The sequence below is a fragment of the Luteococcus sp. Sow4_B9 genome, from assembly GCF_052116585.1.
In the GTDB taxonomy this organism is placed as follows: domain Bacteria; phylum Actinomycetota; class Actinomycetes; order Propionibacteriales; family Propionibacteriaceae; genus Luteococcus.
Genome location: NZ_JBQKKT010000005.1, coordinates 81,718 through 108,023 on the forward strand (window position 1 = coordinate 81,718; position 26,306 = coordinate 108,023).

At 71.3% G+C, this 26,306-nt stretch carries 19 protein-coding genes, 2 pseudogenes and 2 riboswitches; of the genes and pseudogenes, 9 read left to right on the top strand and 12 right to left on the bottom strand.

From position 1 onward, the window contains the following. Positions 1-22: 22 nt before the first annotated feature. From ACTQ49_RS05130 to ACTQ49_RS05145, 4 genes are read right to left on the bottom strand one after another with little or no spacing between them, the layout of a single operon-like run. On the bottom strand, positions 23-850 hold the full coding sequence (locus tag ACTQ49_RS05130; protein ID WP_441826776.1) for an adenosylcobinamide-GDP ribazoletransferase: 828 nt from the start codon (positions 848-850) through the stop codon (positions 23-25). Then, positions 847-1,431, bottom strand: a complete 585-nt coding sequence (cobU, locus tag ACTQ49_RS05135) for a bifunctional adenosylcobinamide kinase/adenosylcobinamide-phosphate guanylyltransferase (RefSeq protein ID WP_441826777.1) — start codon at positions 1,429-1,431, stop codon at positions 847-849. Before cobU ends, ACTQ49_RS05130 begins: the two co-directional genes overlap by 4 nt. Further along, entirely contained in the window at positions 1,428-2,495 is a 1,068-nt protein-coding gene (cobT, locus tag ACTQ49_RS05140) for a nicotinate-nucleotide--dimethylbenzimidazole phosphoribosyltransferase (protein ID WP_441826778.1), read from the bottom strand. Before cobT ends, cobU begins: the two co-directional genes overlap by 4 nt. Then, positions 2,492-5,152: a cobyrinate a,c-diamide synthase gene (locus ACTQ49_RS05145; protein WP_441826779.1), complete on the bottom strand. Its 2,661-nt coding sequence runs from the start codon at positions 5,150-5,152 to the stop codon at positions 2,492-2,494. Before ACTQ49_RS05145 ends, cobT begins: the two co-directional genes overlap by 4 nt. Before the next feature lie 659 nt (positions 5,153-5,811). On the opposite strand from ACTQ49_RS05145, the gene ACTQ49_RS05150 reads away from it, so the two are divergent. Genes ACTQ49_RS05150 through cobM form a run of 4 tightly spaced genes read left to right on the top strand, consistent with a single transcriptional unit; the run spans position 5,812 to position 9,669 of the window. Further along, the gene (locus ACTQ49_RS05150) at positions 5,812-6,597 is read left to right on the top strand and encodes a nitrite reductase (protein WP_441826842.1); all 786 of its coding nucleotides are present in this window, start codon (positions 5,812-5,814) and stop codon (positions 6,595-6,597) included. A gap of 26 nt (positions 6,598-6,623) precedes the next feature. Beyond that, positions 6,624-7,313 carry a precorrin-8X methylmutase gene (locus ACTQ49_RS05155; RefSeq protein ID WP_441826843.1) on the top strand — a complete coding sequence of 230 codons (690 nt, stop codon included), beginning with the start codon at positions 6,624-6,626 and terminating at the stop codon, positions 7,311-7,313. Further along, positions 7,313-8,920 (top strand): precorrin-2 C(20)-methyltransferase, encoded by a 1,608-nt coding sequence (locus tag ACTQ49_RS05160; protein ID WP_441826780.1) that lies wholly within the window; start codon positions 7,313-7,315, stop codon positions 8,918-8,920. Before ACTQ49_RS05155 ends, ACTQ49_RS05160 begins: the two co-directional genes overlap by 1 nt. Then, positions 8,917-9,669, top strand: a complete 753-nt coding sequence (cobM, locus tag ACTQ49_RS05165; protein ID WP_441826781.1) for a precorrin-4 C(11)-methyltransferase — start codon at positions 8,917-8,919, stop codon at positions 9,667-9,669. Before ACTQ49_RS05160 ends, cobM begins: the two co-directional genes overlap by 4 nt. A 63-nt stretch (positions 9,670-9,732) precedes the next feature. Here cobM and cbiE read toward each other — a convergent pair whose 3' ends face one another. After that, on the bottom strand, positions 9,733-10,992 hold the full coding sequence (gene cbiE, locus ACTQ49_RS05170; protein WP_441826782.1) for a precorrin-6y C5,15-methyltransferase (decarboxylating) subunit CbiE: 1,260 nt from the start codon (positions 10,990-10,992) through the stop codon (positions 9,733-9,735). An 82-nt stretch (positions 10,993-11,074) separates the two neighbouring features. Further along, a riboswitch (cobalamin riboswitch) is annotated at positions 11,075-11,219 on the top strand. Positions 11,220-11,266: 47 nt separating this feature from the next. On the opposite strand from cbiE, the pseudogene ACTQ49_RS05175 reads away from it, so the two are divergent. The 3 genes and pseudogenes from ACTQ49_RS05175 to ACTQ49_RS05185 form a co-directional block, all read left to right on the top strand. Beyond that, a pseudogene (locus tag ACTQ49_RS05175) lies at positions 11,267-12,244 on the top strand (ATP-binding protein); the annotation flags it as partial. A gap of 305 nt (positions 12,245-12,549) precedes the next feature. Then, complete coding sequence (locus tag ACTQ49_RS05180) at positions 12,550-13,461, top strand: vWA domain-containing protein (RefSeq protein WP_441826783.1); 912 nt, start codon at positions 12,550-12,552, stop codon at positions 13,459-13,461. A gap of 146 nt (positions 13,462-13,607) precedes the next feature. Beyond that, the gene (locus tag ACTQ49_RS05185; RefSeq protein WP_441826784.1) at positions 13,608-14,210 is read left to right on the top strand and encodes a precorrin-2 dehydrogenase/sirohydrochlorin ferrochelatase family protein; all 603 of its coding nucleotides are present in this window, start codon (positions 13,608-13,610) and stop codon (positions 14,208-14,210) included. A 37-nt stretch (positions 14,211-14,247) separates the two neighbouring features. Here the strand turns inward: ACTQ49_RS05185 and ACTQ49_RS05190 are convergent, their stop codons facing one another. The 6 genes and pseudogenes from ACTQ49_RS05190 to ACTQ49_RS05215 all read right to left on the bottom strand — a co-directional run. After that, positions 14,248-15,012: a cobalt-precorrin-6A reductase gene (locus ACTQ49_RS05190; protein WP_441826785.1), complete on the bottom strand. Its 765-nt coding sequence runs from the start codon at positions 15,010-15,012 to the stop codon at positions 14,248-14,250. Further along, complete coding sequence (cobF, locus tag ACTQ49_RS05195; protein ID WP_441826786.1) at positions 15,009-15,782, bottom strand: precorrin-6A synthase (deacetylating); 774 nt, start codon at positions 15,780-15,782, stop codon at positions 15,009-15,011. The genes ACTQ49_RS05190 and cobF overlap by 4 nt, the downstream gene beginning before the upstream one ends. After that, positions 15,779-19,585 (bottom strand): cobaltochelatase subunit CobN, encoded by a 3,807-nt coding sequence (cobN, locus tag ACTQ49_RS05200; protein WP_441826787.1) that lies wholly within the window; start codon positions 19,583-19,585, stop codon positions 15,779-15,781. The genes cobF and cobN overlap by 4 nt, the downstream gene beginning before the upstream one ends. 40 nt (positions 19,586-19,625) lie before the next feature. Beyond that, positions 19,626-19,744, bottom strand: a riboswitch (cobalamin riboswitch). An 85-nt stretch (positions 19,745-19,829) separates the two neighbouring features. Beyond that, entirely contained in the window at positions 19,830-20,435 is a 606-nt protein-coding gene (gene cobO, locus ACTQ49_RS05205) for a cob(I)yrinic acid a,c-diamide adenosyltransferase (RefSeq protein ID WP_441826788.1), read from the bottom strand. Position 20,436: 1 nt separating this feature from the next. Beyond that, entirely contained in the window at positions 20,437-22,128 is a 1,692-nt protein-coding gene (locus ACTQ49_RS05210; RefSeq protein ID WP_441826789.1) for a cobyric acid synthase, read from the bottom strand. A gap of 488 nt (positions 22,129-22,616) precedes the next feature. Beyond that, a pseudogene (locus ACTQ49_RS05215) lies at positions 22,617-23,591 on the bottom strand (cobalamin biosynthesis protein); the annotation flags it as partial. 149 nt (positions 23,592-23,740) lie between these two features. Between ACTQ49_RS05215 and ACTQ49_RS05220 the strand changes: the two are divergent. Both ACTQ49_RS05220 and ACTQ49_RS05225 read left to right on the top strand, forming a co-directional pair. Beyond that, a complete protein-coding gene (locus ACTQ49_RS05220; protein WP_441826790.1) occupies positions 23,741-24,310 on the top strand; it encodes a histidine phosphatase family protein in 570 nt (189 codons plus the stop codon). Between the two features lie 455 nt (positions 24,311-24,765). Then, positions 24,766-25,614, top strand: coding sequence for an undecaprenyl-diphosphate phosphatase (locus ACTQ49_RS05225; RefSeq protein WP_441826791.1), 849 nt, complete (start codon positions 24,766-24,768; stop codon positions 25,612-25,614). Positions 25,615-25,826: 212 nt separating this feature from the next. Here the strand turns inward: ACTQ49_RS05225 and ACTQ49_RS05230 are convergent, their stop codons facing one another. Continuing rightward, positions 25,827-26,243, bottom strand: coding sequence for a rhodanese-like domain-containing protein (locus ACTQ49_RS05230; protein WP_441826792.1), 417 nt, complete (start codon positions 26,241-26,243; stop codon positions 25,827-25,829). Between the last annotated feature and the right edge of the window lie 63 nt (positions 26,244-26,306).

Consider the following 26,306-nt stretch of genomic DNA (forward strand, 5'->3'; position numbering starts at 1 on the left):
GGCCCGCCGGTGCCGCCGGCGATCAGCCCAGCAGGCCCAGGAGCAGTGCCAGCCCGACGACGAAGGTGGTCTGGCAGACCTCGATCAGGGAGCCGAAGGTGTCTCCGGTGAGGCCGCCCAGACGCCGCAGCAGGTGGCGCTGCCAGCGGGCCGCCACCAGCCAGGAGATGCCTGCCGCCGCGGTGAAGGCCAGGGCGGCCGGGATTGCGGAGGGCAGGTCAGGTGCGGCGGCCCCGGTCAGCCAGCCGACGAGCCAGCCCGCCAGTGCCGTCACCGTCAGCACCGCCAGCACGTCCAGGGCTGCCGCCCCGCGAGAGGTGATGCCCGTGAACAGCGCACCGAAGCCTCCCGGACGCGCGCCCGGCGTGCCGCGGACCGTGGCTAGCACGGCGGCGATCCGGCCGACCATCGGCAGGCAGACCAAGGCCGCCACCAGTGACCATCCGCCCAGCGAGGCGGAGGCCAGGGCGGCCGCCTGCAGCAGCAGCACGAGCACGGCGGTGGCCACGCCCATCGGCCCGATGTCGGACTTCTTCATCAGCGCCAGTGCGTCTTCGGGGCCCTTGCGGGAGGCCAGCCCGTCGGCGGTGTCGGCCACCCCGTCGATGTGCATCGCGCCCGTGATCCCGGTCAACGCCGCCAGGCCGGCCATGGCCGCCAGCCCGTCGCCGGCGCCGCAGGCCACCACGAGTGCGGCCGTGGCCCCGGCCGCCAGCCCACACACCAGCCCGGCCCACGGGAAGGCCAGCATGATCCGGCGGCAGACCGATTCGTCGAGCTCCAGGGTGGGCGGCACCGGGAGGAGCGTGAACATCCCCAGGGCATCGCGCAGGGCTGTCAGCGGCTTCACCGGGCTGGCCTCGACGGGTCCGTGGTCTGGTCCTTCAGCGTCATGGGGATCCCCGCGACGCAGAAGACCACCCGCTCGCTGGCGGCGGCCACCCGGGTGTTCAGGATGCCCAGCTGGTCTCGGAAGAAGCGCCCCGACCAGTGCGCCGGCACCACGCCCTGTCCCACCTCATTGCTCACCATCACGACGGTACGCGGGGTCGATTCCAGGGCGGCGACGAAGCCGTCCACGCGGGCCTGGAGCCGATCACGGGGCGTGCTGCCGTCGGCGGCGGGGGCGGGATTCTCCTCCCAAACCCCGCAGTCGTCCATCATCCGGGTCAGCCACACGCCCAGACAGTCGACCAGCACCACGGCGGGGTCGTCGCCGGCCAGCACCTGCACCAGATCGGTGGTCTCCAGCGTTCGCCAGCTCGACGGCCGGCGCGCCCGGTGCAGCGCGATCCGTTCCACCCATTCCGCGTCGTCCGGACGATTCTGGCTGGTGGCGACGTAGTCCACCGCGGCTGCCCCAGCGACGATCTCCTCCGCGTGGGTGGACTTTCCGGAACGGGCCCCGCCCAGCACCAGGGTCCGGCTCATTCGACGTGCTCCTCGGTGACCCCGGCGTCGCTGAAGGTGGCCATCTCGCGCAGCACCCGGGCGGCGCTGCAGACGATCGGCAGGGCCAGCGCGCCGCCGCTGCCCTCACCCAGGCGGAGTCCCAGATCGAGCAGTGGGTGCAGCCCCAGCGAGTGGGTGGCGCACAGGATGGCCGGTTCGGCCCCGGCATGGCCAGACATCAGGTAGCCGCACACGTCGGGGGCCAGGGCGACGGCCGCCAGGGCCGCGGAGCAGGCGATCACACCGTCGAGCACCACGGGCAGGCGCCGTGCGGCGGCCCCCAGCAGCAAGCCGGTGATGGCGGCGTGCTCGAAGCCGCCCACCGCTGCCAGCGCGCCCACCGGATCGTCGGTTCCCCTGCCGCCCAGGAGTTGGTGCCGGACCAGCGCGGCGTGCACCACGGCAGCCTTGTGCGCCAGCATCTCGTCATTCGCGCCGGCGCCGCGTCCGGTCACCTCGCTGGGGTCGGCGCCGGTGAAGGCACAGACCAGGGCGGCGGCGGGCGTGGTGTTGCCGATGCCGACCTCGCCGGGCACGAGGATCCGGAAGCCCTCGTCGGCGGCCCGCTGGGCGGTGCGGATGCCCACCTCGATCGCGGCCTCGGCCTGTTCGCGGGTCATGGCCGTTCCGGTGAGGAAGTCCCGGGTTCCGGCGGCGATCCGCTCATCGCGGCATCCCTCGACGGGTGACAGCATGCCGACGTCGGTGACCGCCACGGTGGCCCCGGCGGCGCGGGCCAGCACGTTCACGCCCGCCCCACCCTGGGCGATGTTGGCGGCCATCTGCACGGTGACCTCCTGCGGCCAGGGGGAGACGCCGCGCTCCTGGATGCCGTGGTCACCGGCGAAGACGCAGACCAGGCCCGGTTCGGGCACCGGCGGCGGGCACTGGCCGGTGATGGCCGCGAGCTGGTTGCCCAGTACCTCCAGGTGGCCCAGCGCGCCGGCCGGCTTGGTGAGTTGCGTCTGCCTTTCCTCCGCTTGGGCGCGGGCTGCTCGGTCGACGGGGGTGATGGCAGCGATGGTGTCGGTGAGCAGGCTCACGGCTGGTCTCCAATCTGGGTGGGGGAATGCGTCTGGCTGGTCTGGGGGTGGGCGAGGCTTGCGAGGGCCCGGGCGGCGCGACGACTGGTCTGGGCGTCGCGCACCGCCAGCCGGATCCACGACGGGCCGAGCCCCGGGAAGGTCTCGCCGCGCCGCACCGCGAAGCCGAGCTCGGCCATCCGGGCGCGGGCCCAGCCCAGCTCGTGGGCCAGCGGGCCGAGCGGTGACAGGTCCACCAGCACGAAGGGCGCCCGCGGGGGGCAGGCAACGGGCAGGCCGACCTCGGCCAGCGCGGTGGTCAGGGCGGCACGGTCGGCGTCCAGGGCGCGGGCGATCTCGTCGGACTCCGCACGGGCGCGGGCGCTGCTGCAGGCGATCATCGCGTCCAGGGCAGGGGTGCTGACCGACCACGGTGTCTGAGCGCTGGCCAGCCGGGCAACCAGCCGCGGGTCGCCCACCACGTAACCGGCGCGGATGCCGGCCAGGCTCCAGGTCTTGGTGAGTGATCGGGTCACCAGGATGTGGTCCATCCGAGGGCCGATCACGCTCTCCGGTTCGCCGGGAATGGCGTCCATGAAGGCCTCGTCCACCAGCAGCACGCGCCCGGGGCGGGCCAGCGAGCGCAGTGCCCGGGCCGAGTGCAGGGCGCTGGTGGGATTGGTCGGATTGCCCACCACGACCAGGTCCCCCGCGGGGTCCACGGCCGTCGGGTCCAGGGCGAAACCGTCGTCGGGGCCCAGCAGCAGCCGGCGGGGCAGGTGGCCAGCCAACCGCAGCGCCTGCTCCGGCTCGGTGAACTGCGGGTGCACCACCAGGGCATGCCGGCACCCCAGGGCGCGGGCAACCAGGGTGAAGGCCTCGGCCGCGCCGCTGGTGGGCAGCACCATCGACTCGTCGACGCCGTGCCGGGCGGCCAGGGCGGCCCGGGCTGCCGTCGCGTCGGGATACGGCGCCCAACGGTTGGCGCCGGCGGCCAGCTCGTCGGCCAGCCAGCGGGGCGGTTCGGTGGCGTGCACATTGACCGCCAGGTCCACCAGTCCGGGGGCCAGGTCCTGGTCACCGTGGTGGGTGAGGTCCGCAGGTGGTGGCGATGCCGTGGGTGCGGGGTCACCCAGTGCGGAGTCACCCAGTGCGGAATCACCCAGTGCGGAATCACCCAGTGCGCAATCACCCTGTGCGGAATCACCCAGGGCGGATCGGGCCTCGGGGGTTGGCCGGCCTTCGTCGGGCATGGGCGGACTCGCGGCCGTGGGCTGGCCATCGGCCCCCGGAGCAGTCGCGCCAGCGAACTGCGCGGCGGCCCGCACGAAGCGTTGCGCGGCCTGCGGGAAGCCGGCCCAGTGCAGGTGCTGGTAGCTGGCATGCAGGGTTGGGGTGCTGACTCCCTCGGCGCGGCCGTCCACCTCCCAGGCGATGTCCAGCCCGTCGGGCAGGGCGTCCAGCGCCATGTTGGTGCGGTGGAATTCGTGACTGGGCACGTGTTCGCCGCGTCGGGTCAGCAGCGAGTCCGCTGCGGAGGTCAGGTGCCGGTAGCCCAGGGTGAGCCGCGGGGTCATCGCGGCATCCAACGGGAGGGAGCCCACCATCGGCTTGCCGTCCAAGGAGCGGCACAGGTAGAGCAGCCCCGCGCATTCGGCCACCGTCGGCAGCCCGGCAGCCACCAGCGCACGGATCTGCTGCCGCAGCGGTTCATTGGCGGCCAGGTCCTGCGCGTGAACCTCGGGGAAACCGCCACCCAGGTAGAGCCCGCTGGTTCCGGCGGGCAGGGCAGGATCGGTGAGCGGATCGAACTCCGCAATTCGCCCGCCAGCTGCGGCCAGCAGTTCGGTGGTCTCCGGGTAGCTGAACGTGAACGCACGTCCGGCGGCGACCGCGATCAACGGGCGGTCGGTTTGCGGAGTGACGGCCGCGCGAGGGTCCCAGGGTTCGGCGGCGAGGTCCTCCGAGCCGCGGGCCAGGGCCAGCACCGCGGGCAGATCCACGTGCTCGGCCACCAGGGCGGCGGCGGAGTCGACCATGTCGCGGGCCTGGCTGCGTTCGGCGGCGGGCACCAGCCCCAGGTGGCGCGACGGGGTGACCAGCTCGGCAGACCGCGGAACTGCCCCCACCACGGGGATGCCCAGCTGCTCCACGGCCCGGGTGCACTCCGCCACATTGCGGGCGCTACCCACCTTGTTCAGCAGCACTCCCGCCACGGTCACGTCGGGATCAAAACTGGCCAGCCCGTGCACCACGGCGGCCACCGTGGTGGAGCTCTTGGCGGCATCCACCACCAGCAGCACGGGGGCCCTCAGCACCTTGGCCACGTGTGCGCTGGATCCGAATCCGGCGCGCCCCACGGGCGGCCTGCCCAGGCTCCCGTCGAACAGGCCCATCGCCCCTTCGATGATGGCGATGTCAGCCGGGGCAGGGGTTTGGCAGCCGTGCAGGAAAAGCGGCGCCAGCAGGTCCGGCCCGCACAGGTGGGCATCCAGATTGCGGCCGGGCCGTCCCGCGGCCAGCGTGTGGTAGCCGGGATCGATGTAGTCGGGGCCCGTCTTGAAGGGGGCCACCTGCAGCCCGCCTTCCCGCAGCGCAGCCATCAGCCCCAGGGCGATGGTGGTCTTGCCGGAACTCGACGACGCAGCCGCCAGGAGGAGGCGGGGCACTGTCGCCATGGTGGCCTTTCGTCGGTGGCCCGTGGCGACGGTTGCCCGTCCGCCCCTCGGCCGGGAGCAGGTTCAGGACACGGGGGCAGGCGACCGGACTCATCCCCTCGTCGGCCGGCCGATGGGACCGGGCCGAAGGAGGCATCACCGTTGCGGGACAGCGTCGGACTCTCACCGACTTCGCTGGCACACGTGTGCTGGCCGGGGCCAGCAGCAACACCCTAGCGGTCTCGTGTCCCCTGCACTGACGGTGCCGTGTCCCCTGCACTGACGGTGCCGTCGGTGGAGGATCGCCGCTGTGCCATGATGTGGGTGCCCGGCCCCGTGGGTCGGCGCAGACAATTCCACCCTTGTCACCAGCGAACTGCGAGGAAGCCGGACGAGCCGGCACGGTCGCGCCACTGTGACCGTCCCGAGCAGCGGGGGACGGGAGTCAGGAACTCGTGGTCACTGGTCGTCCTGAACACGAGACGCGTCATCTCGTAGGAGTAGCCATGACCCCAGTTTCCCCAGTTGAACCAGTTCCGCCCGTTGGACCAGTCCCGCGCGGTCAAGCCGATGCACCGGCTGTACCTCGTGCTCCGGAAGACGCCCCGTCTCCCGTCGAGCGCACCCGCCCGGACCGCTGCCCCGGCATCCTGCGCCCCTGGCCAGCCGACGATGGCCTGCTGGTCCGGATCCGTCTGGTGGCAGGAAACCTGCCCGTCGATGCCCTGAGGGCCGTGGCGCGAGCGGCCAGCCAGTACGGCGACGGCCGGATCCACCCCACCAATCGCGCCAACCTCCAGCTGCGCGCCTTTCCCGATGACGGCACCGGCCGAGTCACGCCGGAAGCCCTGACCGCGCTGGAGGCCTCGGGTCTGCTGCCCGCTCCCGGGCATGACCTGGTGCGCAATGTGATGGCCAGCCCGCTGACCGGCGTCGACGGTGGCCGCGCCAACCTGGAACCGCTGGCGCTGGCCCTGGACGAGGGGATTCGCGCCAGTGACCGGCTGGCCACCCTGCCGGGCAAGTTCCTGTTCGTCGTCGATGACGGCCGCGGCGACGTGCTCTCCCATGCCTGCGACCTGGGCGTCGTGGCCCTGGATGAGCAGACGGTGCAGCTGCGGATCGGCAGCGGCTGGGGCGAGGTGCTGCCTCTGGCCGATGCTGCGGAAATCCTGCTGGGTCTGGCCGAGCTGTTCGTCGAGCGGCGTGGCAACCAGCCAACCGCCGCGTGGCATGTCGACGAACTGGACGCGCCGCTGGTGCCCACCGTCGAGGCCGATCCCCGTCTTCCGGAGGCAAGCGGCCCGCTGCCCTTCGGCGACGGCCCGGGCTGGCGCCATGTCGAGATCGGTGAGGCGGGCATCGGGGCGACGCAGGTGCTGGACCTGGTGGAGGGATACCAGCGGGTGCGGATCACCCCCTGGTACGGACTGCTGTTGTGTGAGAGCTGGAGGAGTCAGGCATGAGCGGGACAGAGTTGAGCGGAACGGGGATGAGCGGAACGGGGATCCCCGCGGACTTCGAGGCCCGCCGGCCCACCCCGCGCTATGACTACATCCACACCGGCGGCGAGATCTACGTCGACTCCTTTGCGACGATCCGACGCGAGGCCGACCTGTCCCGGATTCCTGCCGAGGCAGAGAAGCTGGCAGTGCGGATGATCCACGGCAGCGGCCAGGTGGACCTGGTGGACGATCTGGTGGTCCACCCGCGGCTGATGTCCGCCGCCCGCGGTGCGCTGCAGGCCGGCGCGCCCATCCTGTGCGACGCGACGATGGTGGCCACCGGAGTCACCCGCTCCCGGCTGCCGCAGCACAACCAGGTGCTCTGCCTGCTGAATGATCCGCGGGTTCCCCAACTGGCCAAGGATTTTGGCACGACGCGCACTGCTGCGGCCGTCAGTCTGTGGGAGCCCGTGCTGGACGGGGCCCTGGTGGCGATCGGCAATGCCCCCACCGCGCTCTTCCACCTGCTGGAGATGCTGGTGGACGGGGCTCCGCGGCCGGCGGCGATCGTCGGCTGCCCGGTGGGCTTCATCGGGGCCGCGGAGTCCAAGCGGGCCCTGGAGTCCTTCCATGAGGACCACGGGATCGACATCCCCTTCGTCACCGTGCACGGGCGTCGCGGCGGCTCGGCGATGACCTCGTCGGCGCTGAACGCGATCGCGCAGGAGAAGGAGTGATGGCGGGGCGCTTCTTCGGGGTGGGGGTTGGTCCCGGCGATCCCGAGCTGGTGACCCTCAAGGCCGCTCGGCTGATTCGGGCCGCCGATGTGGTGGCCTACCACTGTGCGCGTGAGAAGGATTCCAATGCGCGACGGATCGTCGCCGACCTGATCCCGGCCGGTGCCACCGAGGAGGTGCTGGAATACCCCGTGACCACGGGTTCCACCACTCATCCCGGGGGCTATGCGGGGGTGATGGCCGAATTCTACGAGGCCTCCGCCGAGCGCCTGGCCGCCCATCTGGAAGCGGGCCGTGACGTGGTGCTGCTCAGCGAGGGCGACCCGATGCTCTACGGCAGCTACATGTACATGCACGACAGGCTCTCGGAGCGCTTCGAGACCCAGGTGGTGCCGGGGGTGCCGGCCTTCCTGGCGGCGACGGCCACCGTCGCGGATCCGCTGGTTCGCCAGACCGATGTGCTGACGATCCTGCCGGGCACCCTGCCGGAGGCCGAGCTGGCGATGCGGCTGGCCGACACCGATGGCGCCGTGATCATGAAGCTGGGAAGGACTTTCCCGGCGGTGCGTCGGGCGTTGGAATCGGCTGGCCGGTTGGAGCACGCGCTGTATGTGGAGCGGGCGTCGATGCCGCAGGAGCGGTGGCTGCCCGTCGCGGAGGTGGACGAAAGCAGCGTTCCCTATTTCAGCCTGATCGTGGTCAGTGGGGATTCTCGCAATGGTCGACGGTCGCGCGAGGTGGCGGCTGCGGGAGTGGAGCCCGCGGTGGCATCGGGTGCGGCTGTGGTGCAGCGCGGTGCGGCATCCCATGACCAGACGGCCGGGCAGGGTGCGGCCCGGTTTCACGTGGAACCGGCAGAACTGCTGGTGGTGGGCCTGGGACCCGGCCCCGACCGGTGGATCACGCCCGAGGTCTCGCAGGCCTTGGCCGATGTGCAGCACCTCATCGGCTACGGCCCCTATGTGAACCGGGTTCCCCAGCGTCCCGGGCTGACCCGGCACACGTCGGGCAACACGGTGGAGGTTGACCGCGCCCGGCACGCGCTCGAGCTGGCGAAGGCCGGTGAGAAGGTGGCGGTGGTCTCCGGTGGCGACGCGGGGATCTTCGGCATGGCGGCGGCGGTCTTCGAGGCCGCGGAGGACGAAGCCTTCCGCGACGTGCCGATCCGCGTCCTGCCTGGGGTGAGTGCGGTGCAGGCCGTCGCGGCCCGGGCGGGTGCCCCGATTGGAGCCGACTTCGCCGTGATGAGCCTCTCCGACCGGCTGAAGCCGTGGGCCGTGGTGGAGAACCGCCTGCGCCACATTGCCCGGGCCGATCTGGTGCTGGCGCTCTACAACCCGCGCTCACGCGCCCGCACCGAACAGTTCGGCGAGGCCCGGCAGGTGCTGCTGCAGCACCGGCCGCCGCAGACCGTGGTGGTCGTCGGGCGCGATGTTGGCCGGGCGGAGGAGTCGCTGACGGTCACGACGCTGGGTGATCTGGATCCCGAGAGCATCGACATGAAGTGCCTGGTGATCATCGGGGCCTCTTCGACGCGCGTCAGCCCCGCGGGGGTCTGGACGCCCCGTTTCGTGGACGCCCCGACGCGGGAGGGTGAATCCGCATGACCGTCCATTTCGTGGGCGCGGGCCCGGGTGCTGCCGACCTGCTCACCGTCCGCGCGACTCGCCTGCTCGCGGCGGCCGACGTGGTGCTCTACCCGGGCACCTATCTGGACCCTGAGGTGCTGTCCCACGTCGGGCCGCAGGCGGAGCTGGTGGACACCCAGCACCTGACCCTCGACGAGATCCTCGCCCACCTGAGTGCGGCGCATGCCGGGGGCAAGGAGGTGGTCCGGCTCGCGTCGGGCGACCTCAGCGTCTATTCGGCCTTGTCGGAGCAGACTCGTCGACTGGATGCCGCGGGTATCCCGTGGGATGTGACCCCGGGGGTTCCGGCCTATGCCGCCGCCGCGGCCATCGTCGGGCGAGAGTTGACGGTGCCGTTGCTGGCGCAGTCGGTGGTGATCACGCGCACCCAGAAGCGGTCGACGCAGATGCCGGAGGCCGAGAGCCTGCAGGCCTTCGCCGCGACGGGCGCCACCCTGGCCCTGCACCTGGCGATCACCCGAACCCGGGAGCTGATGGCCGAGATCGAGCCGCAGGTGGGCGCCGACTGTCCCGTCGTGGTGGTCTACCGCGCGAGCCAGCCGGAGGAATTGGTGCTGCGCGGCACGGTCGCGACGATCGCCAGTCAGGTGGAGGCCGCCGAGCTGAAGCAGGCGGCGATCATCCTCGTCGGGCGAGCGCTGGACCCGACGCCGGGTGGCGAGAGCTTCCTCTACGACGCGCACCGGGAGCGTCGGGCCCTGGGTTGACGGGTGCTGGGAGCGTCGGGTGCTGGGTTGATCGGGTTCTCGGTTGATCGGGTGCTGGGGGGCCTACTGCTGGTCCCCATCGGTGTCCGAGACCTGCCGCCCCGGGGTCTTGCGCCAGAACCACTGGGTGATGGTGCGGGCCGGTTTCCAGCCGGTGAAGGTGCCGATCGCGTCGGCGGTCTCCACCGAAAGTCGGGTCAGTTCGCCGCCGTGTTCCCGCAAGGCGCCGGCCAGCAGCACCTCGGTCTCCAGGGTGACGCCGTGCACGACGATCCGCCCGCCGGGGCGTAGTGCGTCGAGGCAGGCGTCCAGTACGCCCGGCCGCGTGGCGCCGCCGCCGATGAAGATGGCATCGGGGGAGTCCAGTCCGGCCAGCGCGTCGGGGGCCCGGCCCGTGACCATCTGGAGCCCGGGAACGCCGAGGGCATGGGCATTGCGGATGGCCCGGGCGGCTCGTTCCTGATTGCCCTCCACGGCGGTGGTTCGACAGGTCGGGTGGCTGCGCATCCACTCGATGCCCACGGAGCCCGAGCCGGCGCCCACATCCCACAGGTGTTCGCCCGGCATCGGTTGCAGTCGGGCCAGGGCGCTGACCCGGATGTCGCGTTTGGTGATCTGGCCGTCGTGCTCGTAGGCCTCGTCGGGCAGCCCGGCCGCCCAACCAGTCACGGTGGGCCCGGCCACCTCCAGCGCGACGATGTTCAGCCGCGGCGACGGACCGTCCCAGGTCTCGGCGGTGCCGCTGCGCCGCGACTCGTCGGCCGCTCCCAGGTTGCCCAGCACCGTCAGGGTGGAGGAGCCGTGGCCGCAGGCGGTGAGCAGTGCCGCGAGTCGTTCGGGGGTGGTCTCGTCGGAGCTGAGCACCAGGACCCGTCGCCCGGGGGCGAGCTCCCGCAACGCGAGTTCAACGGGCCGGCCGACGACGCTGACCACCGCGCAGCTTTCGGCAGCCCAGCCCATTCGGGCCCGGGCCAGCGCCACCGACGAGACGGCGGGGATGATCCGCACGCGGCGGTTGCCCAGCAGCTCCACCAGCGTTGACCCGATGCCGCTGACCATCGGATCGCCACTGGCCAGCACCACCACCTCCGCCCCGGCGGGCAGCGATTCCAGCAGGCCCGGCAAACTCTCCCGCAGCGGCGTCGGCCACGGTTCGCGTCGCTGCGTGGCGCGGGCATCGGCCGCCGGCAGCATCGCCAGGTGCCTCGACCCGCCCAGCACCACATCGGCGCCCAGCACCAGCTCGCGATGAGCCGGTGTCAAGGCGTCCCAGCCGTCGGCGCCGATACCGAGCACCGTGATGGGGTGAGTCTCCGCGTTCATGGCAGGAACGCTATCGCCCGGCGGTGACAGTTTCTGGCCCGGTGTCGTCTGGGTGGGCCACGGCCAGACTCGCCACGCGCTAGAGTGGCCCGAGGCACGAGGTGCCCCGAACCGCTCGTCGGGAAGGGGAGAATCTGGGAAGCCGGTGGAAGTCCGGCACAGGCCCGCTGCGGTGATCGATCCCTGTGGTCGTCAGTCCGAAGACCGGCCTCTTGCCGTGCGCGGTACATGTGTCCGCGCCGTCCTTGTCCGGCACACGCGAGCGGGAGCCTCCATGCCACAGCATTTTCCCTTCACGGCCATCGTCGGCTGCGATCCCGATGACCTCGACCCGATGGGTCTTGCCCTGGTGCTGAGCACCATCTCGCCGCAGATCGGTGGCGTTCTGGTCCGCGGCCAGAAGGGCACCGCCAAGTCAACGGCCGTCCGGGCCCTGGCCGCCGTGCTGCCGCCCATCGACGTCCACGAGGGGGACCGTTTCTCCACCGATCCGGCCGATCCCGAGGCCACCTCGCCCGACGCGCCCTTCACCGGCGCCGTCACCAGCCGTCCCGTCCGGCTCGTGGAGCTGCCCGTCGGAGCCACGGAAGACCGCGTGCTGGGCTCCATTCACCTGGAAAGTGCCTTGTCGCAGGGCAGTGTGGAGTTCGAGCCCGGTCTCTTGGCCCGCGCCCACCGCGGCATCCTCTATGTCGACGAGGTGAACCTGCTGCACGACCATCTGGTGGACCTGCTGCTGGATGCCGCCGCCATGGGACGTGCGACGGTGGAACGCGACGGCGTCTCCGTGGAGCACGCGGCGCGCTTCGTGTTGATCGGCACCATGAATCCCGAGGAGGGCGAGCTGCGCCCGCAGCTGCTCGACCGTTTTGGCCTGACCGTCGAGGTGGCCGCCCCCAAGGACTGGCAGTTGCGTGCCGAGGTGGTGCGTCGGCGGATGGCCTTCGACGCCGACCCGGCCGCCTTCCGTGCCCGGCATCGCGCCGCCGACGAGGCCCTGGGGGAGCGGATTGCCCGTGCGATGGAGCTGTTGCCGCAGGTTCGGCTGGGGGATGCCGCCCTGCTCAAGATCGCGGAGATCTGTGCCGCACTGGAGGTTGACGGTCTGCGCGCTGACATCGTGACCGCCCGCGCCGCCGTTGCCCACGCCGCCTGGCAGGGGCGTGAGCGTGTGACACGGGCCGACATCCGTCAGGCCGCGTTGCTGGCGCTGCCGCACCGCCGCCGTCGCAATCCCTTCGACGCCCCCGGCCTGGACGAGGACCTGCTGGACCAGCTGCTGGGCGACGAGGAGCTGCCCGACGAGGAGCTGCCCGACGAGCCGGAGCGGCCCGAGGACCGGGAGGGCGAACGCGACCCAAAAGCGACGGCGGCGACGAGGAGCTGACGCCGCCCCCACCACCTGACGAGTCTCCTGACCCCGACGAGTCGCGGGACCCGTCGGCCCCTGCAACCGGGGATTCGGCGGAAGGCTCGGAGCCGGACCCCACGGAGCCTTCGCAGCCGCCCGTCGATGACTCCCACCAGTCGCTGGAAGCGCCCGAGCAGGACCTGCCCGTGGTGCCCCCGCTGTCCTCGGCCGCCCGGGAGACCGTCGTGCAGGCCGCGACACCCCCGGCCCGGCCCAGGCTGCTCACGGTCCGCGGGGTGGGCCAGGGCGCGGCTGGCAAGCGGAGCCGCGCCATCACCAGCAGTGGTCGACGGATTGGTGCTCGCCGCCCGCAGGGCGATTCGACCGGCTCGTTGCACCTGGTGGAGACGCTGCGTGCCGCCGCGGGGGAGCAGCCGCGGCGTCGGGCGGCTTTGCAGGTGGACGGGTCACAGGGCAGTGCGTCCCTCGAGGGGACCTCGCTGGACCTGCGCCCCGAGGACATCCGGCTGGCTGTGCGCGAGGGGCGCGAGGCCAATCTGGTGCTCTTCTGCGTCGACGCCTCCGGCTCGATGGCCGCCCGCAAACGCATGGTGCAGGTGAAGACGGCCATCCTGGGCCTGCTGCTGGATGCTTATCGTCGCCGTGACAAGGTGGGGCTGATCAGCTTCCGAGGCAGCGAGGCCGAACTGGTGCTGCCGCCGACCAATTCCGTGGACATCGCCGCCACCCGGTTGGACGAGGTGCCCGCCGGGGGCCGGACGCCGTTGGCCGAGGGGCTCCTGATGGCCGCCGACGTGCTGCGCCGCGAGCAGCTGCGCGATCCGCACCTGCGGCCGCTGCTCGTGGTGGTCACCGATGGTCGCGCCACCGCCGGGAAGGATGCCGTTGCGCGCTCCCGTCGGGCCGCGGACTTCGTGGCCGGCATGGGCGTTTCGACGGTCGTCGTCGACGGGGAACAGGGGCCGCTGCGGATGGGATTGGCCAGACAGCTCGCCGAGCACCTGCACGCCGAGCACCTGTCCGTCGCCGACGTGACCGCCGATGCCCTGACCAGCACGGTGCGGCGCGTCACCCAACGTGACATGGTGCAGAACTAGCGTGCGCGCGGGATCCGGGCCCAGGAGGTGGCGGGTCGTCAGGCATGCGTGCCAGCAAGCTGCCAGCGCACGTCGGCATTCGGAACTGTCGTGCCCAGGGCGGCGGGTAGGGCAGGGTGGAGACTCACCCAGCAGGAGGACCAGCCATGAACGACGCACCCACAGCGCCCGGCCAGGGAGATGACGCGGGATCCCCGGTCTACATGGCGGGGCTCGACCTGCGGGGCAGGCGGGTGCTGGTGGTGGGGGCTGGACGCGTCGCTGCCCGCAGGCTGCCGGCGCTACTTGCCGCCGGAGCCCAGGTGGAGGTGGTCGCACCGCAGATCACGGACGCGATCCGGGAGCTCGCCAGCGCCGACGCCCTGGTTCTGCACGAGCGCGCCGTGACGCCCGACGACGTGGAGGGCGCCTGGTATGTGCTGGTGGCCACCCAGGACGTCGCGGTCAATGACGCGATCAGCGCCGCCTGCGAGCGGGCCCACATCTTCTGCGTCCGCGCCGACCACGCGCCCAGCGGCACCGCCTGGACCCCGGCCACGCAGCGGGTGGGGGAGTTCACCGTCGGGGTGCTCGGCAACCGCGACCCGCGCGGTTCCATGCGGGTGCGCGACATGGTGGCCGGGCTGCTGCGGGAAGCGCAGACCCGGGAAGCGCAAGCCGGGGAGGCGCAAGCCGGGGAAGAGCAGGCCGGGGAAGCCCAGACCAGGGAAGTCCAGACCCGGCCAGCCCGCAGCCGTAGGCCCCGCTGACCTCCCGCGCCCGGCGCCCCGTCAGCCCCGTGCCCCGTCAGCCCCGTCGGTGCGCCAGTACCCAGTCGAGGGCCTCGGTCACGTCGTGCACCGTCTCCACCCCGTCGGCGGGATCGGGCCGGTCGACCACCACGCACGGCACGCCCAGCCCGCGGGCTGCCTGCATCTTGGGCCAGGTGAAAGTGCCCCCGGAGTTCTTGGTGACCAACACGTCGCTGCGGTGATCCCGCATCAGCGCCAGTTCCCCGTCCAAGGTGTAGGGGCCACGACTGGTCACCACCTGCCAGCGCGACGGGATCTCCAGTTCCGGCATCTGCACCACGCGGGCCAGCACGTCCAGCTGGCCCAGGGCTGGCACGAAACGCGCCATCTCCTGGCGTCCCACCGTCAGGAAGGGCCGACTCCCCAGGTCAGCGGCCAGCGCGGCCGCCTCCTCGTGCGTGGCCACCGTGTGCCAGCCCTCCTCCACCGGCCAGGCCGGCCGTTCCAGCCGCAGCAAGGGGATTCGTCGCCCATCGGGCAAGGGGTTGGCGCAGGCGGCGGCCGCATTGCGGCTCATCCCCTGGGCGAAGGGGTGGGTGGCATCCACCAGCACGTCGTGGTCCGCCAAGGCCAGGCGCAGTCCGTCGACCCCGCCGAATCCGCCAATCCGCACCGCGCCCAGCGGCAGTCGCGGCTGCGCCACCCGGCCGGCCAGCGACGAGGTCACCTCGATGCCGTCGGATCCGGGCCCCACCAGCGCCGCGGCCAGTGCCCGACCCTCACTCGTGCCGCCCAGCAACAGCACTCGCAGCGTTGTCATTGCGGCCCCCGCAGCAGGCACAGGTCCATCACCCAGCCGGCCTGCTGCCGGGCGCGCTCTCGGCTCCAGCCGATGTGGTCGCTCACGTCGCGCACCGTCCCGTGCACCAGCTGCTCGGAATCCGTGCCCAGATTGGCACCCCACCAGACCTGCCAGTCGCCCAGCTCGTCAAGGGGCGGATCCCCCCACCGCACCTCGCCCAACATGGCCACGACATTGCGCTGGCCAGCGGCGATGGCCTCCGGCAGTCGGCGAACGGTGGTGATGTGCACCGGTTGCCCGACGGCATGCAGGCTGATCCGGTGTCTGGCCGCCAGCAGCTGCGGGGCGCTGATCCCCGGCAGCACGTCCCAGGTGGCCCCCAGCCGCTCGGCCACCTGCTCCACGATGCGCACCGTCGAGTCGTAGAAGGCCGGATCGCCCCAGGCCAGGAAGCCGACGCAGCCACCGTCGGGCAGACCCGTCGACCGTTCGCGCAGCACCGCCTCCAGCGCGTCCAAGCGGGCCCGGTGCCAGGCGGCCACCGCCCCCTGGTAGTCGGCAGGGGTGCGGTCACGCTCCGGGTCAGGGACGGTGACCAGCTCCGTGTCATGGGCGTCGGCGATCCGCTGCCGCACGGCCAGGATCTCGTCGCTGCCGTCCCCAACGCGGGCGCCCGCGGAACGCGTCTTGTCGAAGGCCACCAGGTAGTCGGCCTCGCGCAGGGCCCGGGCCACCTCGGCTGTCACGTGCTGCGGCCCCATCCCGACGCCCAGCACGCGGATCCTCACTGCTCCTCCTCCAGGTCACCCTCGATGTCCAGATAGACCTGTTGCATCTGCTGCAGCAGCTCGGGATCCGGCTCCTCCCACAACCCGCGCTCAGCGGCCTCGTGCAGCCGCTCGACGATCCCCCGCAGCGCCCACGGATTGGACTGCCGCATGAAGTCCTGGTTGGTCTGGTCCAGCACGTACTCGGTGGCGATCTTCTCGTACATCCAGTCGTGCACCACGCCTGCGGTGGCGTCGAAGCCGAACAGGTAGTCCACCGTCGCGGCCAGCTCGAAGGCCCCCTTGTAGCCGTGCCGCTGCATCGCGGAGATCCACCGGGGGTTGACGACGCGGGCGCGGAAGACGCGGGCCGTCTCCTCGCCCAGCGTGCGGGTGCGCACCCGGTCCGGCGTGGTGGAGTCACCCACATAGGCCTTCGGGTCGTTGCCGGTCAGCGCCCGCACCGTGGCCACCATGCCGCCGTGGTACTGGTAGTAGTCATCGGAGTCGATGATGTCGCCCTCGACATTGTCCACATTCTTGGCGGCCACCTTGATGCGACGGTAGTTCGTGCGCATGTCGTCACCGGCCGGGACGCCGTCCAGCCCGCGGCCGTAGGCAAAACCGCCCCACGCGGTGTACACCTGCGCCAGGTCGTCGTCGCTGCGCCAGTTGCCGCTCTCCACCACTTGCAGGATCCCCGCGCCATAGCTGCCGGGCTTGGAGCCGAAGATGCGGGTGCGGCTACGGCGCTCGTCGCCGTGCTCGGCCAGATCGGCCCGGGCATGGGCGGCGACGAAGTTCTGCTCGGCGGGCTCGTCCAGCCCTGCGACCAGTGCGACGGCGTCGTCCAGCATCGCCACCACGTGCGGGAAGGCGTCGCGGAAGAAGCCGGAGATGCGTACCGTCACGTCGATCCGGGGGCGGCCCAGCTCCTCCAACGGCACCACCTGGAGGCGTGCCACACGACGCGAGGCCTCATCCCATTCCGGTCGGACACCCAGCAGGGCAAGGACTTCGGCGATGTCGTCGCCACTGGTCCGCATTGCGGACGTCCCCCACACGCTCAGCCCCACCGACGCGGGATACTCGCCCGTCTCGTCCAGATAGCGCTGCAGCAGCGAATCGGCCATCGCCTGGCCCGTCTCCCAGGCCAGCCGCGACGGGATGGCCCGCGGATCCACGGTGTAGAAATTGCGGCCGGTGGGCAGCACGTTCACCAGCCCGCGCAGCGGCGAGCCCGAGGGGCCCGCGGCAATGAAGCCGCCCTCCAAAGCGTGCACGACGGCGGTCAGCTCGTCGGTGGTGCGAGCCAGCCGGGGCACCACCTGCTCGGCGGCGAAGCGGAGGACCTGGGCGACGTCCTCTCGGTCGGCACCAGGACCGTTGGCGGAGTCGTCGGCCGAGCTTGTCAGGGCCTTGTCGTCGGTCTGGCCCTCTTCCCCGCTGGCAGCGCCTGTCGAGGTCACCACCTCGTCGACCGCCGCCGGATCCCAGCCCGCATCCTCCATCGCCTGCACCAGGGCGCGGGCCTGCGCCTCCACCTCGTCGGTGCGCACCGCGTCGGCGTCGTCGGCCAGCCCCAGCGCACGTCGCAGCCCCGGCACCGCCGCCGACGCACCGCCCCACACCTGGCTCGCCCGCAGGATCGCCAGCACCAGGTTCACCCGAGCCTCGCCCGTCGGCGCCTGCCCCAGCGTGTGCAGTCCGTCGCGGATCTGGGCGTCCTTGATCTCGCACAGCCAGCCGTCCACGTGCAGCAGGAAATCGTCGAACTCCTCGTCCTGTGGACGCTCGTCGAGACCCAGGTCGCGGTGCATCTCCGCGGCGCGCATCAGGCTCCAGATCTCGCCGCGGATGGCGGGCAGCTTGGCCGGGTCCATCGCCGCGATGTTGGCGTGCTCGTCCAGCAACTGCTCCAGCCGAGCGATGTCGCCATAGCTCTCGGCCCGCGCCATGGGCGGCACCAGATGGTCGACGATCACCGCATGGGCACGTCGCTTGGCCTGCGCCCCCTCGCCCGGATCGTTGACCAGGAAGGGATAGATCAGCGGCAGCGAACCGATCGCCGCATCCGGCCCGCAGGCATTCGAGAGGGCCGCATTCTTGCCGGGCAGCCATTCCATCGATCCGTGCTTGCCCAGGTGCACCACGGCGTCAGCGCCGAAGCCGTGCTCGATCCAGCGGTAGGCGCCAATGTAGTGGTGGCTGGGCGCCATGTCCGGGTCGTGGTAGATCGCGACGGGATTCTCCCCGAAGCCACGCGGCGGCTGGATCATCAGCACCACATTGCCGGCCTGCAGCGTGGCCAGCACCAGCTCCCCGTCGTCATTGACGAACAGACTGCCGGGGCCTTCTCCCCAGGCCTCGGTCATCTGCTCGCGCAGCTCGACGGGCAGGTCGGCGGTCCACTCGCGGTACTGCTCGGGCGTGATGCGGACGTGCGCGTCGGAGAGCTGTGCGCTGGTCAGCCACTCCTCGTCCTGGCCACCGGCGGCGATCAGGGCGTGGATCAGGGCATCACCGCAGGCGGTGTCGCGGGCCAGTTCGTCGCTGGCGGTGTCGCGGGCCAGTTCGTCGCTGGCGGTGTCGCGGGCCAGTTCGTCGCTGGCGGTGCCGCGGGCCAGCTCGTCGCTGGCGGTGCCGAGCCCGACCCCGTCGATGATCCGGGTGACCTCGTTCTCCCCGCCCAGGTCATAGCCCTCGTCGCGCAACCGCCGTAGCAGCCACACTGCCGAAACCGGGGTGTCCAGGCCCACCGCATTGCCGATACGCGCATGCTTGGTGGGGTAGGCGCTGAGCATCAGCGCGATCTTCTTGTCCTTGTTGGGCAGGTGGCGCAGCCGCGCGTGGTGCACGGCCAGCCGCGCCAGACGAGTGCACCGCTCCTCGTCGGCGACGTAGTGGGGCAGCCCCTCGTCGTCGAACTCCTTGAAGCTGAACGGGCCGGCGATGATCCGGCCGTCGAATTCCGGGATCGCGATCTGGGTGGCGGCATCCAGCGGGGTGACGCCGTCATCATTGGCCAGCCAATCGGCGCGCGAGCTGGTCAGACAGAGCCCCTGGATCACGGGAATGTCCAGCGCGGCCATCCGCGCCACATCCCAGGCCTCGTCGTCGCCGCCCGCCTGCGCGGTGGCCGGGGTGCTGCCGCCCGCGGCGAGCACCGTGACCACCAGCGCGTCCAGCTCCCCGAGCGCGGCGTACAACTCGTCGGGGGCAGAGCGCAGCGAGCCCGCGTAGATCGGCAGGCCGATCGCCTGTCCCGTGGCATCCACCGCGTCGGCCAGGGCGTGCGCGAAGGCAGTGTTCCCGCTGGCCTCGTGCGCCCGGTAGTAGAGGATGCCGACGGTGGCCTTCCGGCCCGCGGCCTGCCCGCCCGGAGCCTCGACGGCCTCCCGCGACGCCCACCCCCAAGCGGGGATCTCCTGCGGCGCCTCGAAACCCTCGCCAGTGAGCAGCACCGTGTCGCCCAAGAAGGCGTGCAGCTGGCGCAGATTGCGCGGGCCGCCCTCGGCCAGGTAGCGGTGCGCCTCGGCCGCGACGCCGATCGGCACCGTCGAGAGCTCCATCAGCTCCGCGCTGGGCTGCTGCTCACCACCCAGCACCACGACGGGTCGCCCGTCGGCAACCAGGGCGCGCAGCGCGGGCGAGAGGTCCTGCGGGCCGCCCAAGATGCGTACCACCACCAGGTCACATTCGGCAGCCAGAGTGGCGAGGTCATCGTCGCCCAACCGGGTGGGATTGCCCCAGGCAAAATCGGCGCCACTGGCGCGGGCCGAGAGCAGGTCGGTGTCGGACGTGGACAGCAGGGCGATGCGCATCTCTGCGCCTCCTCCCCCGGAGTTCTCGCTCCGGATCATGGGTCAGGGACCACCCACGGCCAGTGTCTGGCTTGCCTGCCCTCATCGGGCGGGAGGTCACAGTGGCGGAACCGCCCCGGAATCACACCGGGTTCCTGCACCATGGGCTGCGGCCAGCCTAGCGGGGCAGCGGGGCGTGCGATGCCACCCCGTGCGGGGCGCCCGATCCCGGGATCCCTGACGCTGGGCGGCCCCGCGTGGAAAGTCACCACTCGATGCCGGCCTGCCCCTTCGCGCCGGTGTCGAAGGGGTGCTTCACCTTCGTCATCTCGGTCACCAGGTCTGCGGCGTCGATCACCTGCTGCGGCATCCGTCGCCCCGTCATCACGACATGCTGGGTGCCGGGCCGGTTGCGCAGGGTCTCGAGCACCTCGTCGACGTCCAACCAGCCATTGGCCAGCACATAGCTGAACTCGTCCAGGACGTAGAGCCGGTGGGTCTCGGCGGAGAACTGTTCGCAGATGCGCTCCCAACCGGCCTTGGCCATGGCGACGTGGTCGACCTCGCTGGTGGAACGCAGCCAGGTCCAGCCGGCGCCCATCGCGTGCCACTCGACGGGTCCGCCCTGGCCGGTCTGCTCGTGGACGTCGTTGAGGGCAGCGAACGCGGCCTTCTCGCCGGTGCGCCAGTTGGGCGACTTCACGAACTGGTAGACACCGATGCTCCACCCCTGGTTCCAGCCACGCAGCGCCATGCCGAAGGCGGCCGTGGACTTGCCCTTGCCGTCGCCGGTGTTCACGATCAGCCGGGGTTGGTGGCGCAGCTGGCGGGTGGTGAGCTGCTCATTCTTGACCGGTGGGGTTCCCTGCATGTCAACACTCCTTGGCTTTGTCGGGGCTGTGGTTCTCGGGCTTGCGGGCCTGGAGGTCGTGGGTCTTGCCCTGACCGGGCTGGCCGATCTGGTGATCGCCGGGCGGTGTCTGGGTGGGCGAACCGCCGCCGGAACGGGCCAGCGACAGCAGGCCATCCACGTCGGTCTGTTCCTCGATCGCATCGGCCAGCGTGTCGATCATCCGCTCCCGCCGCTCCGAGTATCCCGGTGCCTCCGGATCGGGACGCCAGGGATGCCCGGTGTCGGCGGCGATCCGAGTGAGCCAGGCCCGGCGGAAAGCGTCGTGTTCGAGCGCACCGTGCCAGTGCGTGCCCCACGTGGAGCCCACCCGCATGCCGTCCAGGAAGAGCTCGTCGGGGCGTTCGAGCTGGGTGGGGCGGCCGTGGTGGATCTCGTAGCCGGTGGTGCGGTGGCCCTGCCAGTGGCCCGTCGGGCGGGCGAGCACCTTGTCAGGGTGGAAGTCGATGCGCAGCGGCAGGATGCCCAGCCCATCGACCGGTTCAGGGATGGGCCGGACGGGGCCCGAACCACCGAAGCTTCCGCTGACCGGGCCTGACGCGTCCGGGCCAGGCGTGTCCGGGCCCGGCGTGTTGACCGGGCTTGGCGGGGCCTCCACCCCGTCCACGATCACCCGGCCCAGCATCTGGTAGCCGCCGCAGATCCCCAGCGTGGGGCGGCCCAGGACGTGCCGGGCCGTCACCACCCGGTCGATCCCCCGGTCCCGCAGCCACGCCAGATCATCAAGCGTGGCGCGGGTGCCGGGGATCACGAGCAGATCAGCCCGGGCGCAGCGGCCCGGGTCGGTGGTGACCGTCACGTGGACCCCCGGCTCGGCAGCCAGCGCGTCCACGTCGGTGGCATTGCTCACCCGGGGCAGGCGGACCACCGCCACGTCCAGGCTGCGGCTGGCCTGACTCGCCGAGCTGCGTCGCCAGGCGCCGATGGACAGGGCGTCCTCGCCGTCCAGCCAGACCCCGTCGAGCCAGTGCAGAACCCCCAGATTCTTCAGGCCCGTGCGGCGACTGATCTCCGTCAGGCCCGGGACCAGCACCTCCGGATCGCCGCGGAACTTGTTGATCACATAGCCCTTCAACAGCCGCCGGTCGTCATCCTCCAGCAGGGCCCAGGTGCCGTAGATACTGGCCAGCACACCGCCACGGTCAATGTCACCCACGAGCACCACGGGAAGATCGAACTGCCTGGCCAGACCCATGTTCACGTAGTCGCCACCGCGCAGGTTGATCTCCGCCGGCGATCCCGCCCCCTCACAGACCACCAGCTCGTGCTGGGCCTGCAGCTCGCGGAAGGCGTCGAAGGCGGCGGCGGCCAGATGGCGCCGGCCCGTGGCGTACTGGCCCGCCTCCAGGATCCCGTCGGGTTGGCCACGCAAGACCACGTGGGCCCGGCGATCCGTACCCGGCTTGATGAGCACCGGGTTCATCGCCGTCGTTGGTTCCACCCCGGCAGCAATCGCCTGCAGGTACTGGGCCCGGCCGATCTCCCCGTCGGACACCACCATGGAGTTGTTGCTCATGTTCTGCGCCTTGAAAGGGGCCACGTCGATCCCCCGGCGGCGCAGGGCGCGGCACAGCCCCACCGTCACCAACGACTTGCCGGCATCGGAGGAGGTGCCGGCCACCAGGATCCCGGCCATCAGCGCCCACCTCCGCAAATCACCCGCAGGATCGTCCGTTGGCCCCGGGCCTCCGCGGGGCGGGTCGCGTGGCGCTTCAACCTGAGGGGGGTTTGCGGAGTCGCGCCCGTGGTCGGCCAGAAGGCAGGTTCGCGCGGCGCTGTCGCTGGACGGACTGCGCTCGGGAACTGGGCCGGGGTGCCGGCCCTGTCGGGGCTGGTCGCCGTGCTCGTCCTCGCCGTGCTGGTTGTGCCCCGGATCTGCGTCCGTGTGCTGGCTGTCGCCCCAGCAGCTGGCCTGAGGACTGAGGTGGCTCCCACTCGGACACCCCGCCCTCCACCGGATCGGGCTCCGCTGGACCGGACCCCGGCTCGGCCAGAGACACGCGCTGGGGCGCCCGGCTCGGGGATTCCGCCCTGTCTCTTCCTGCCGCCTTGGGTCGTCCTGCCGCCCTGTGTCGCCATGCCTGCCTGTGTCGCCATACCAGGCTGTTTCGCTCTTCTGGCCAGCACAGCAGCCGCAGCCTGCAGCCGCCCAGCGCCCCGGACGCCGCGCGCGGCAAGGGCGCCGGCGCAAACGGCACCTGCGGCCACGGCGGCCGCCACCACCTGCACCCGGCGGGCCATCGCGGCTGCGGCACGCAACTCTTCCGCCCGCGGTCGAGGACCTGCGCCCAGCAGGCCGCGATGCTCCACCCGACCGCCCGGATAGACATTGCGGCCACCGAGCTGCACGCCGAGCGCCCCGGCAAAGGCCGACTCACACCACCCGCCATTGGGGCTGGGGTGGTTGCGGGCGTCCCGGCGCATCACTCGCCACGCATCGGCGCGGCGGTCCCCGGCGAGGGCGCAGGTCACCAGGCCGGTGAGGCGAGCGGGCAGCCAGCAGGCCACGTCGTCCAGCCGGGCCGCCGCCGTGCCGAAGTGCCGGTAGCGGTCATTGCGGTGTCCGACCATCGCATCGAGCGTGTTGATGCCGCGGTGAACCAGTAGTCCCGGCACGCCCGCCACGGCACCCCAGAAGAGCGGGGCCATCACCGCGTCCGCGCTGTTCTCCGCCACCGACTCCAGTGCCGCCCGGGCCAGCTCCGGCTCGTCCAGCTCATCGGCCAGACGCCCGCACAGGTGTCCCAGACGCCCCCGGGCCGCATCGAGGTCACCCTCTGCCAACCGGTCGGCGATGAACTCGCCCTCCCGGGCCAGGGACTCGCCGCCCGTCACCGCCCACGTCGCCAGCGCCGTCAGGGCCAGTTGCGCGGCAGGATGACGCCGCCCGGCCGATTCCGCCGCGGATCCCAGCACCACCAGCGGTGCCAGGCACAGCCCCACGTGCACCAGACCACGCACACCTTCTTCACGTGGCCCACCTCGCCGCCAGGTGAGCGCCTCAACACGCTGAGCCCAGCTCCCGAAGACAGCAACCGGATGGTTCCGCTGTGGGTCGGGGATCATCCGGTCTGCCAGAGTGCCCAGCAGCAGGCCGGCCGCGCGGGGCCAACTCATTGCACACCCCCAGTCGCCCCGAGTGGGGCCGCGCCCCCGCACCCCAGCCGCATCGTGGTTGCCGGGTGGATCGTGGCGGCAGGGTGAATCGGGGTTGCAGGGTGATCGGAAGCACACCGGCCCCGCGCCGGTCCCCCTAGCCTTGGGGCATGCAGCCAAGGAAAGTGGACCTGGTGCTGGTGCGGCACGGGCAGAGCACGTGGAACCTGGAGGGACGTCTCCAGGGGCAAACCATGGACGTGCCGCTGACGCTCTTGGGGCAGGACCAGGCCCGGACCGCCGCCCAGACGGTGGCGGGACTCGTGCCGCGCGGAAGCCTGGTCCTCAGCAGCGACCAAGTGCGCGCCCGGCAGACCGCCGAGGTGATCGGCCAAGCGCTGAGCAGCCCTGTCCAGACCACGTCGCTGCTCCGCGAACAGGCCCTTGGTTCCCTTGAGGGGAAGCTGACCGCCGAGCTCAGGCCGGAGCCCGTGCCGCACGGTGCCGACATCTCGGAGGTTCGCTGGGGTGGCGGGGAGTCGGTCCGGATGGTGCACGGTCGCTGTCTCGAGCTTCTGGAGTTGCTGCGGCAAGAGGGAATGGATCGTGCCGTGCTCGTTGGGCACGGGGATGCGCTGCAGATCCTGCTCGCGGTCCTGGACGGCCGGGGCCACCGGGACGTGGCTTGGGGCGCCATCGGCAACGGTCAGGTCATCCGCCGCAGCTGGCAGCCGGGCTGACTGGTCTGTCATCACTCGTCCTTCGCGAATGGGTCGGCGAAGGACCATCTCCCTTGCGCCGAGGGCAGTCGTGGGCGCGGCAGCCAGGCGACCGGACTCGTCCCAGCCAGCCTTGCGAGGCTCGGCCGGGCATCACCGTTGCGGGACAGTGCCGGGATCACACCGGCTTCGCTGGCAGCGACGCACTGGCGCATGGGCCAGCGGGGATCACCCTAGCGGCTGCGCCATGGACGGACTCCGCAAATCGCCACGCGGTCATGTGCCCAGAAGCTGCGCCCCGCGTGGGGCCAAGTGGGCCGGAGCAACCCGTGGTCGATCTGCGGAGCGCAGGCTGTGAGCCCCCGGAGTTGCCGCTGTGCGGTGACTGAGAGGGATTCGGGGGTCGCCGAGGCACGCTCATAGCCTGACGCTGGCGCAGATCCGAGAGCCGTATTGCGCTGGAGAAGGAGTGCAACATGACTTGGTGGCAATCGATCATCCTCGGCATCGTCGAGGGTGTGACCGAGTACTTGCCGGTCTCCAGCACGGGCCACCTCACCATCACCGAGAAGCTGATGGGCATGAGGATCGATGATCCGGGCGTCACCGCCTACACCGCCATCATCCAGATCGGCGCCATCCTGGCCGCCATCCTGTACTTCCGCGAGGACATCATCCGGATCGCCACGGCCTTCCTCAAGGGCCTCGGCAACAAGGACGCCCGCGACGCGGACTACAACATGGGCTGGGCCGTGGTCGTCGGCACCGTCATCACCGCCGGTGTCGCCCTGCTCGGTGAGAGCCTCATCACCGGTGCCCTGCGCAGCATGTGGGTGGTGGCCACGGGCCTGATCGTCTGGTCCTTCTTCATGTTTGCCGCCGACCGCTACTCCGCCAAGCTTCCGCAGGAACAGAAGCGCGGACTGGAGACCATCACCTGGAAGGACGGCGCCATCCTGGGCCTCGTCCAGTGCCTGTCCCTGGTCCCCGGCGTCTCGCGCTCCGGCGCCACCATCACGGGCGGCCTGTTCAGCGGCCTCGACCGCGTCGCCGCCACCAAGCTCTCCTTCTACCTGGGCATCCCGGCGCTGGTCGCCGCCGGTGTCTATCAGGCCGTCACCGAGGGTGGGGCCGTGGCCGCCACCGTCGGCTGGGGCGTCACCCTGATCGGCACCGTGGTGAGCTTCTTCGTCGCCTACGCGTCGATCGCGTGGCTGCTGAAGTACGTTGCCAGCAACAGCTTCACGGCCTTCGTGATCTACCGCATCGTGGTAGGTCTGGCCATCTTCGGCATGCTCTTCGGCGGCGTCATCACCGCCAACTGACCCGGGTCACCATCGCAGAATCGCCACGAGCCGCGCCCATCGGGCGCGGCTCGCTGCATTCCAGCCGGTCGTTGCCGTGCCCCCGGGGATCGGCGCAGCGGCCATTGGATCCCAACCGCCATTGGATCCCAGGCGATTGTCTCCGGACCCTCGGAACCGGGCGTTCGGCGGTCGCTGCCACGGCCGGCGGCACTGACTACTTCCGGCGCTTGCTACTTCTGGGGCTTGTCCACCACCGGCAGACCGGCCTTCTTCCAGCCAGAGAAGCCGCCGCCCAGATGCGCCACGTCGTCGCGGCCCATCTCACGCAGCGTCGCGGCGCTGAGTGCCGAGCGCCACCCCGAACCGCAGTAGAGAACCAGCTTGCGGCCGTCGTCCAGATCCGGCTTGTAGTAGGGGCTCTCGGGGCAGATCCAGAACTCGAGCATGCCGCGCGGGGCGTGCCTGGCTCCGGGGATCATCCCGTCGCGTTCCAGCTCACGAACGTCGCGGATGTCCACCAGGAGCACCTGCGGGTCGTCGAGCATGTCCTGGACCTGCTGGGCGTCCAGGGTTTCGATGGTGGCCTCGGCGCGCTCCACGAGTGCGCGGGCGCTGAGGGCAAGGGGGCTTCCGGGGGTGCGTGGCATCGTCGTCACCTGTCGTCGTGGAAACAGAACCTGGTGCTCCCGACAGTAGCCGGGAGCGGGTGC

Bases quoted from the DNA above. Each gene is read 5' to 3' on its own strand.
- cobU (WP_441826777.1), bottom strand. From the start codon at position 1,431: ATGAGCCGGACCCTGGTGCTGGGCGGGGCCCGTTCCGGAAAGTCCACC.
- ACTQ49_RS05145 (WP_441826779.1), bottom strand. From the start codon at position 5,152: ATGGCGACAGTGCCCCGCCTCCTCCTGGCGGCTGCGTCGTCGAGTTCC.
- ACTQ49_RS05155 (WP_441826843.1), top strand. From the start codon at position 6,624: ATGAGCGGAACGGGGATCCCCGCGGACTTCGAGGCCCGCCGGCCCACC.
- ACTQ49_RS05160 (WP_441826780.1), top strand. From the start codon at position 7,313: ATGGCGGGGCGCTTCTTCGGGGTGGGGGTTGGTCCCGGCGATCCCGAG.
- cobM (WP_441826781.1), top strand. From the start codon at position 8,917: ATGACCGTCCATTTCGTGGGCGCGGGCCCGGGTGCTGCCGACCTGCTC.
- cbiE (WP_441826782.1), bottom strand. From the start codon at position 10,992: ATGAACGCGGAGACTCACCCCATCACGGTGCTCGGTATCGGCGCCGAC.
- ACTQ49_RS05185 (WP_441826784.1), top strand. From the start codon at position 13,608: ATGAACGACGCACCCACAGCGCCCGGCCAGGGAGATGACGCGGGATCC.
- ACTQ49_RS05190 (WP_441826785.1), bottom strand. From the start codon at position 15,012: ATGACAACGCTGCGAGTGCTGTTGCTGGGCGGCACGAGTGAGGGTCGG.
- cobN (WP_441826787.1), bottom strand. From the start codon at position 19,585: ATGCGCATCGCCCTGCTGTCCACGTCCGACACCGACCTGCTCTCGGCC.
- cobO (WP_441826788.1), bottom strand. From the start codon at position 20,435: ATGCAGGGAACCCCACCGGTCAAGAATGAGCAGCTCACCACCCGCCAG.
- ACTQ49_RS05220 (WP_441826790.1), top strand. From the start codon at position 23,741: ATGCAGCCAAGGAAAGTGGACCTGGTGCTGGTGCGGCACGGGCAGAGC.
- ACTQ49_RS05225 (WP_441826791.1), top strand. From the start codon at position 24,766: ATGACTTGGTGGCAATCGATCATCCTCGGCATCGTCGAGGGTGTGACC.
- ACTQ49_RS05230 (WP_441826792.1), bottom strand. From the start codon at position 26,243: ATGCCACGCACCCCCGGAAGCCCCCTTGCCCTCAGCGCCCGCGCACTC.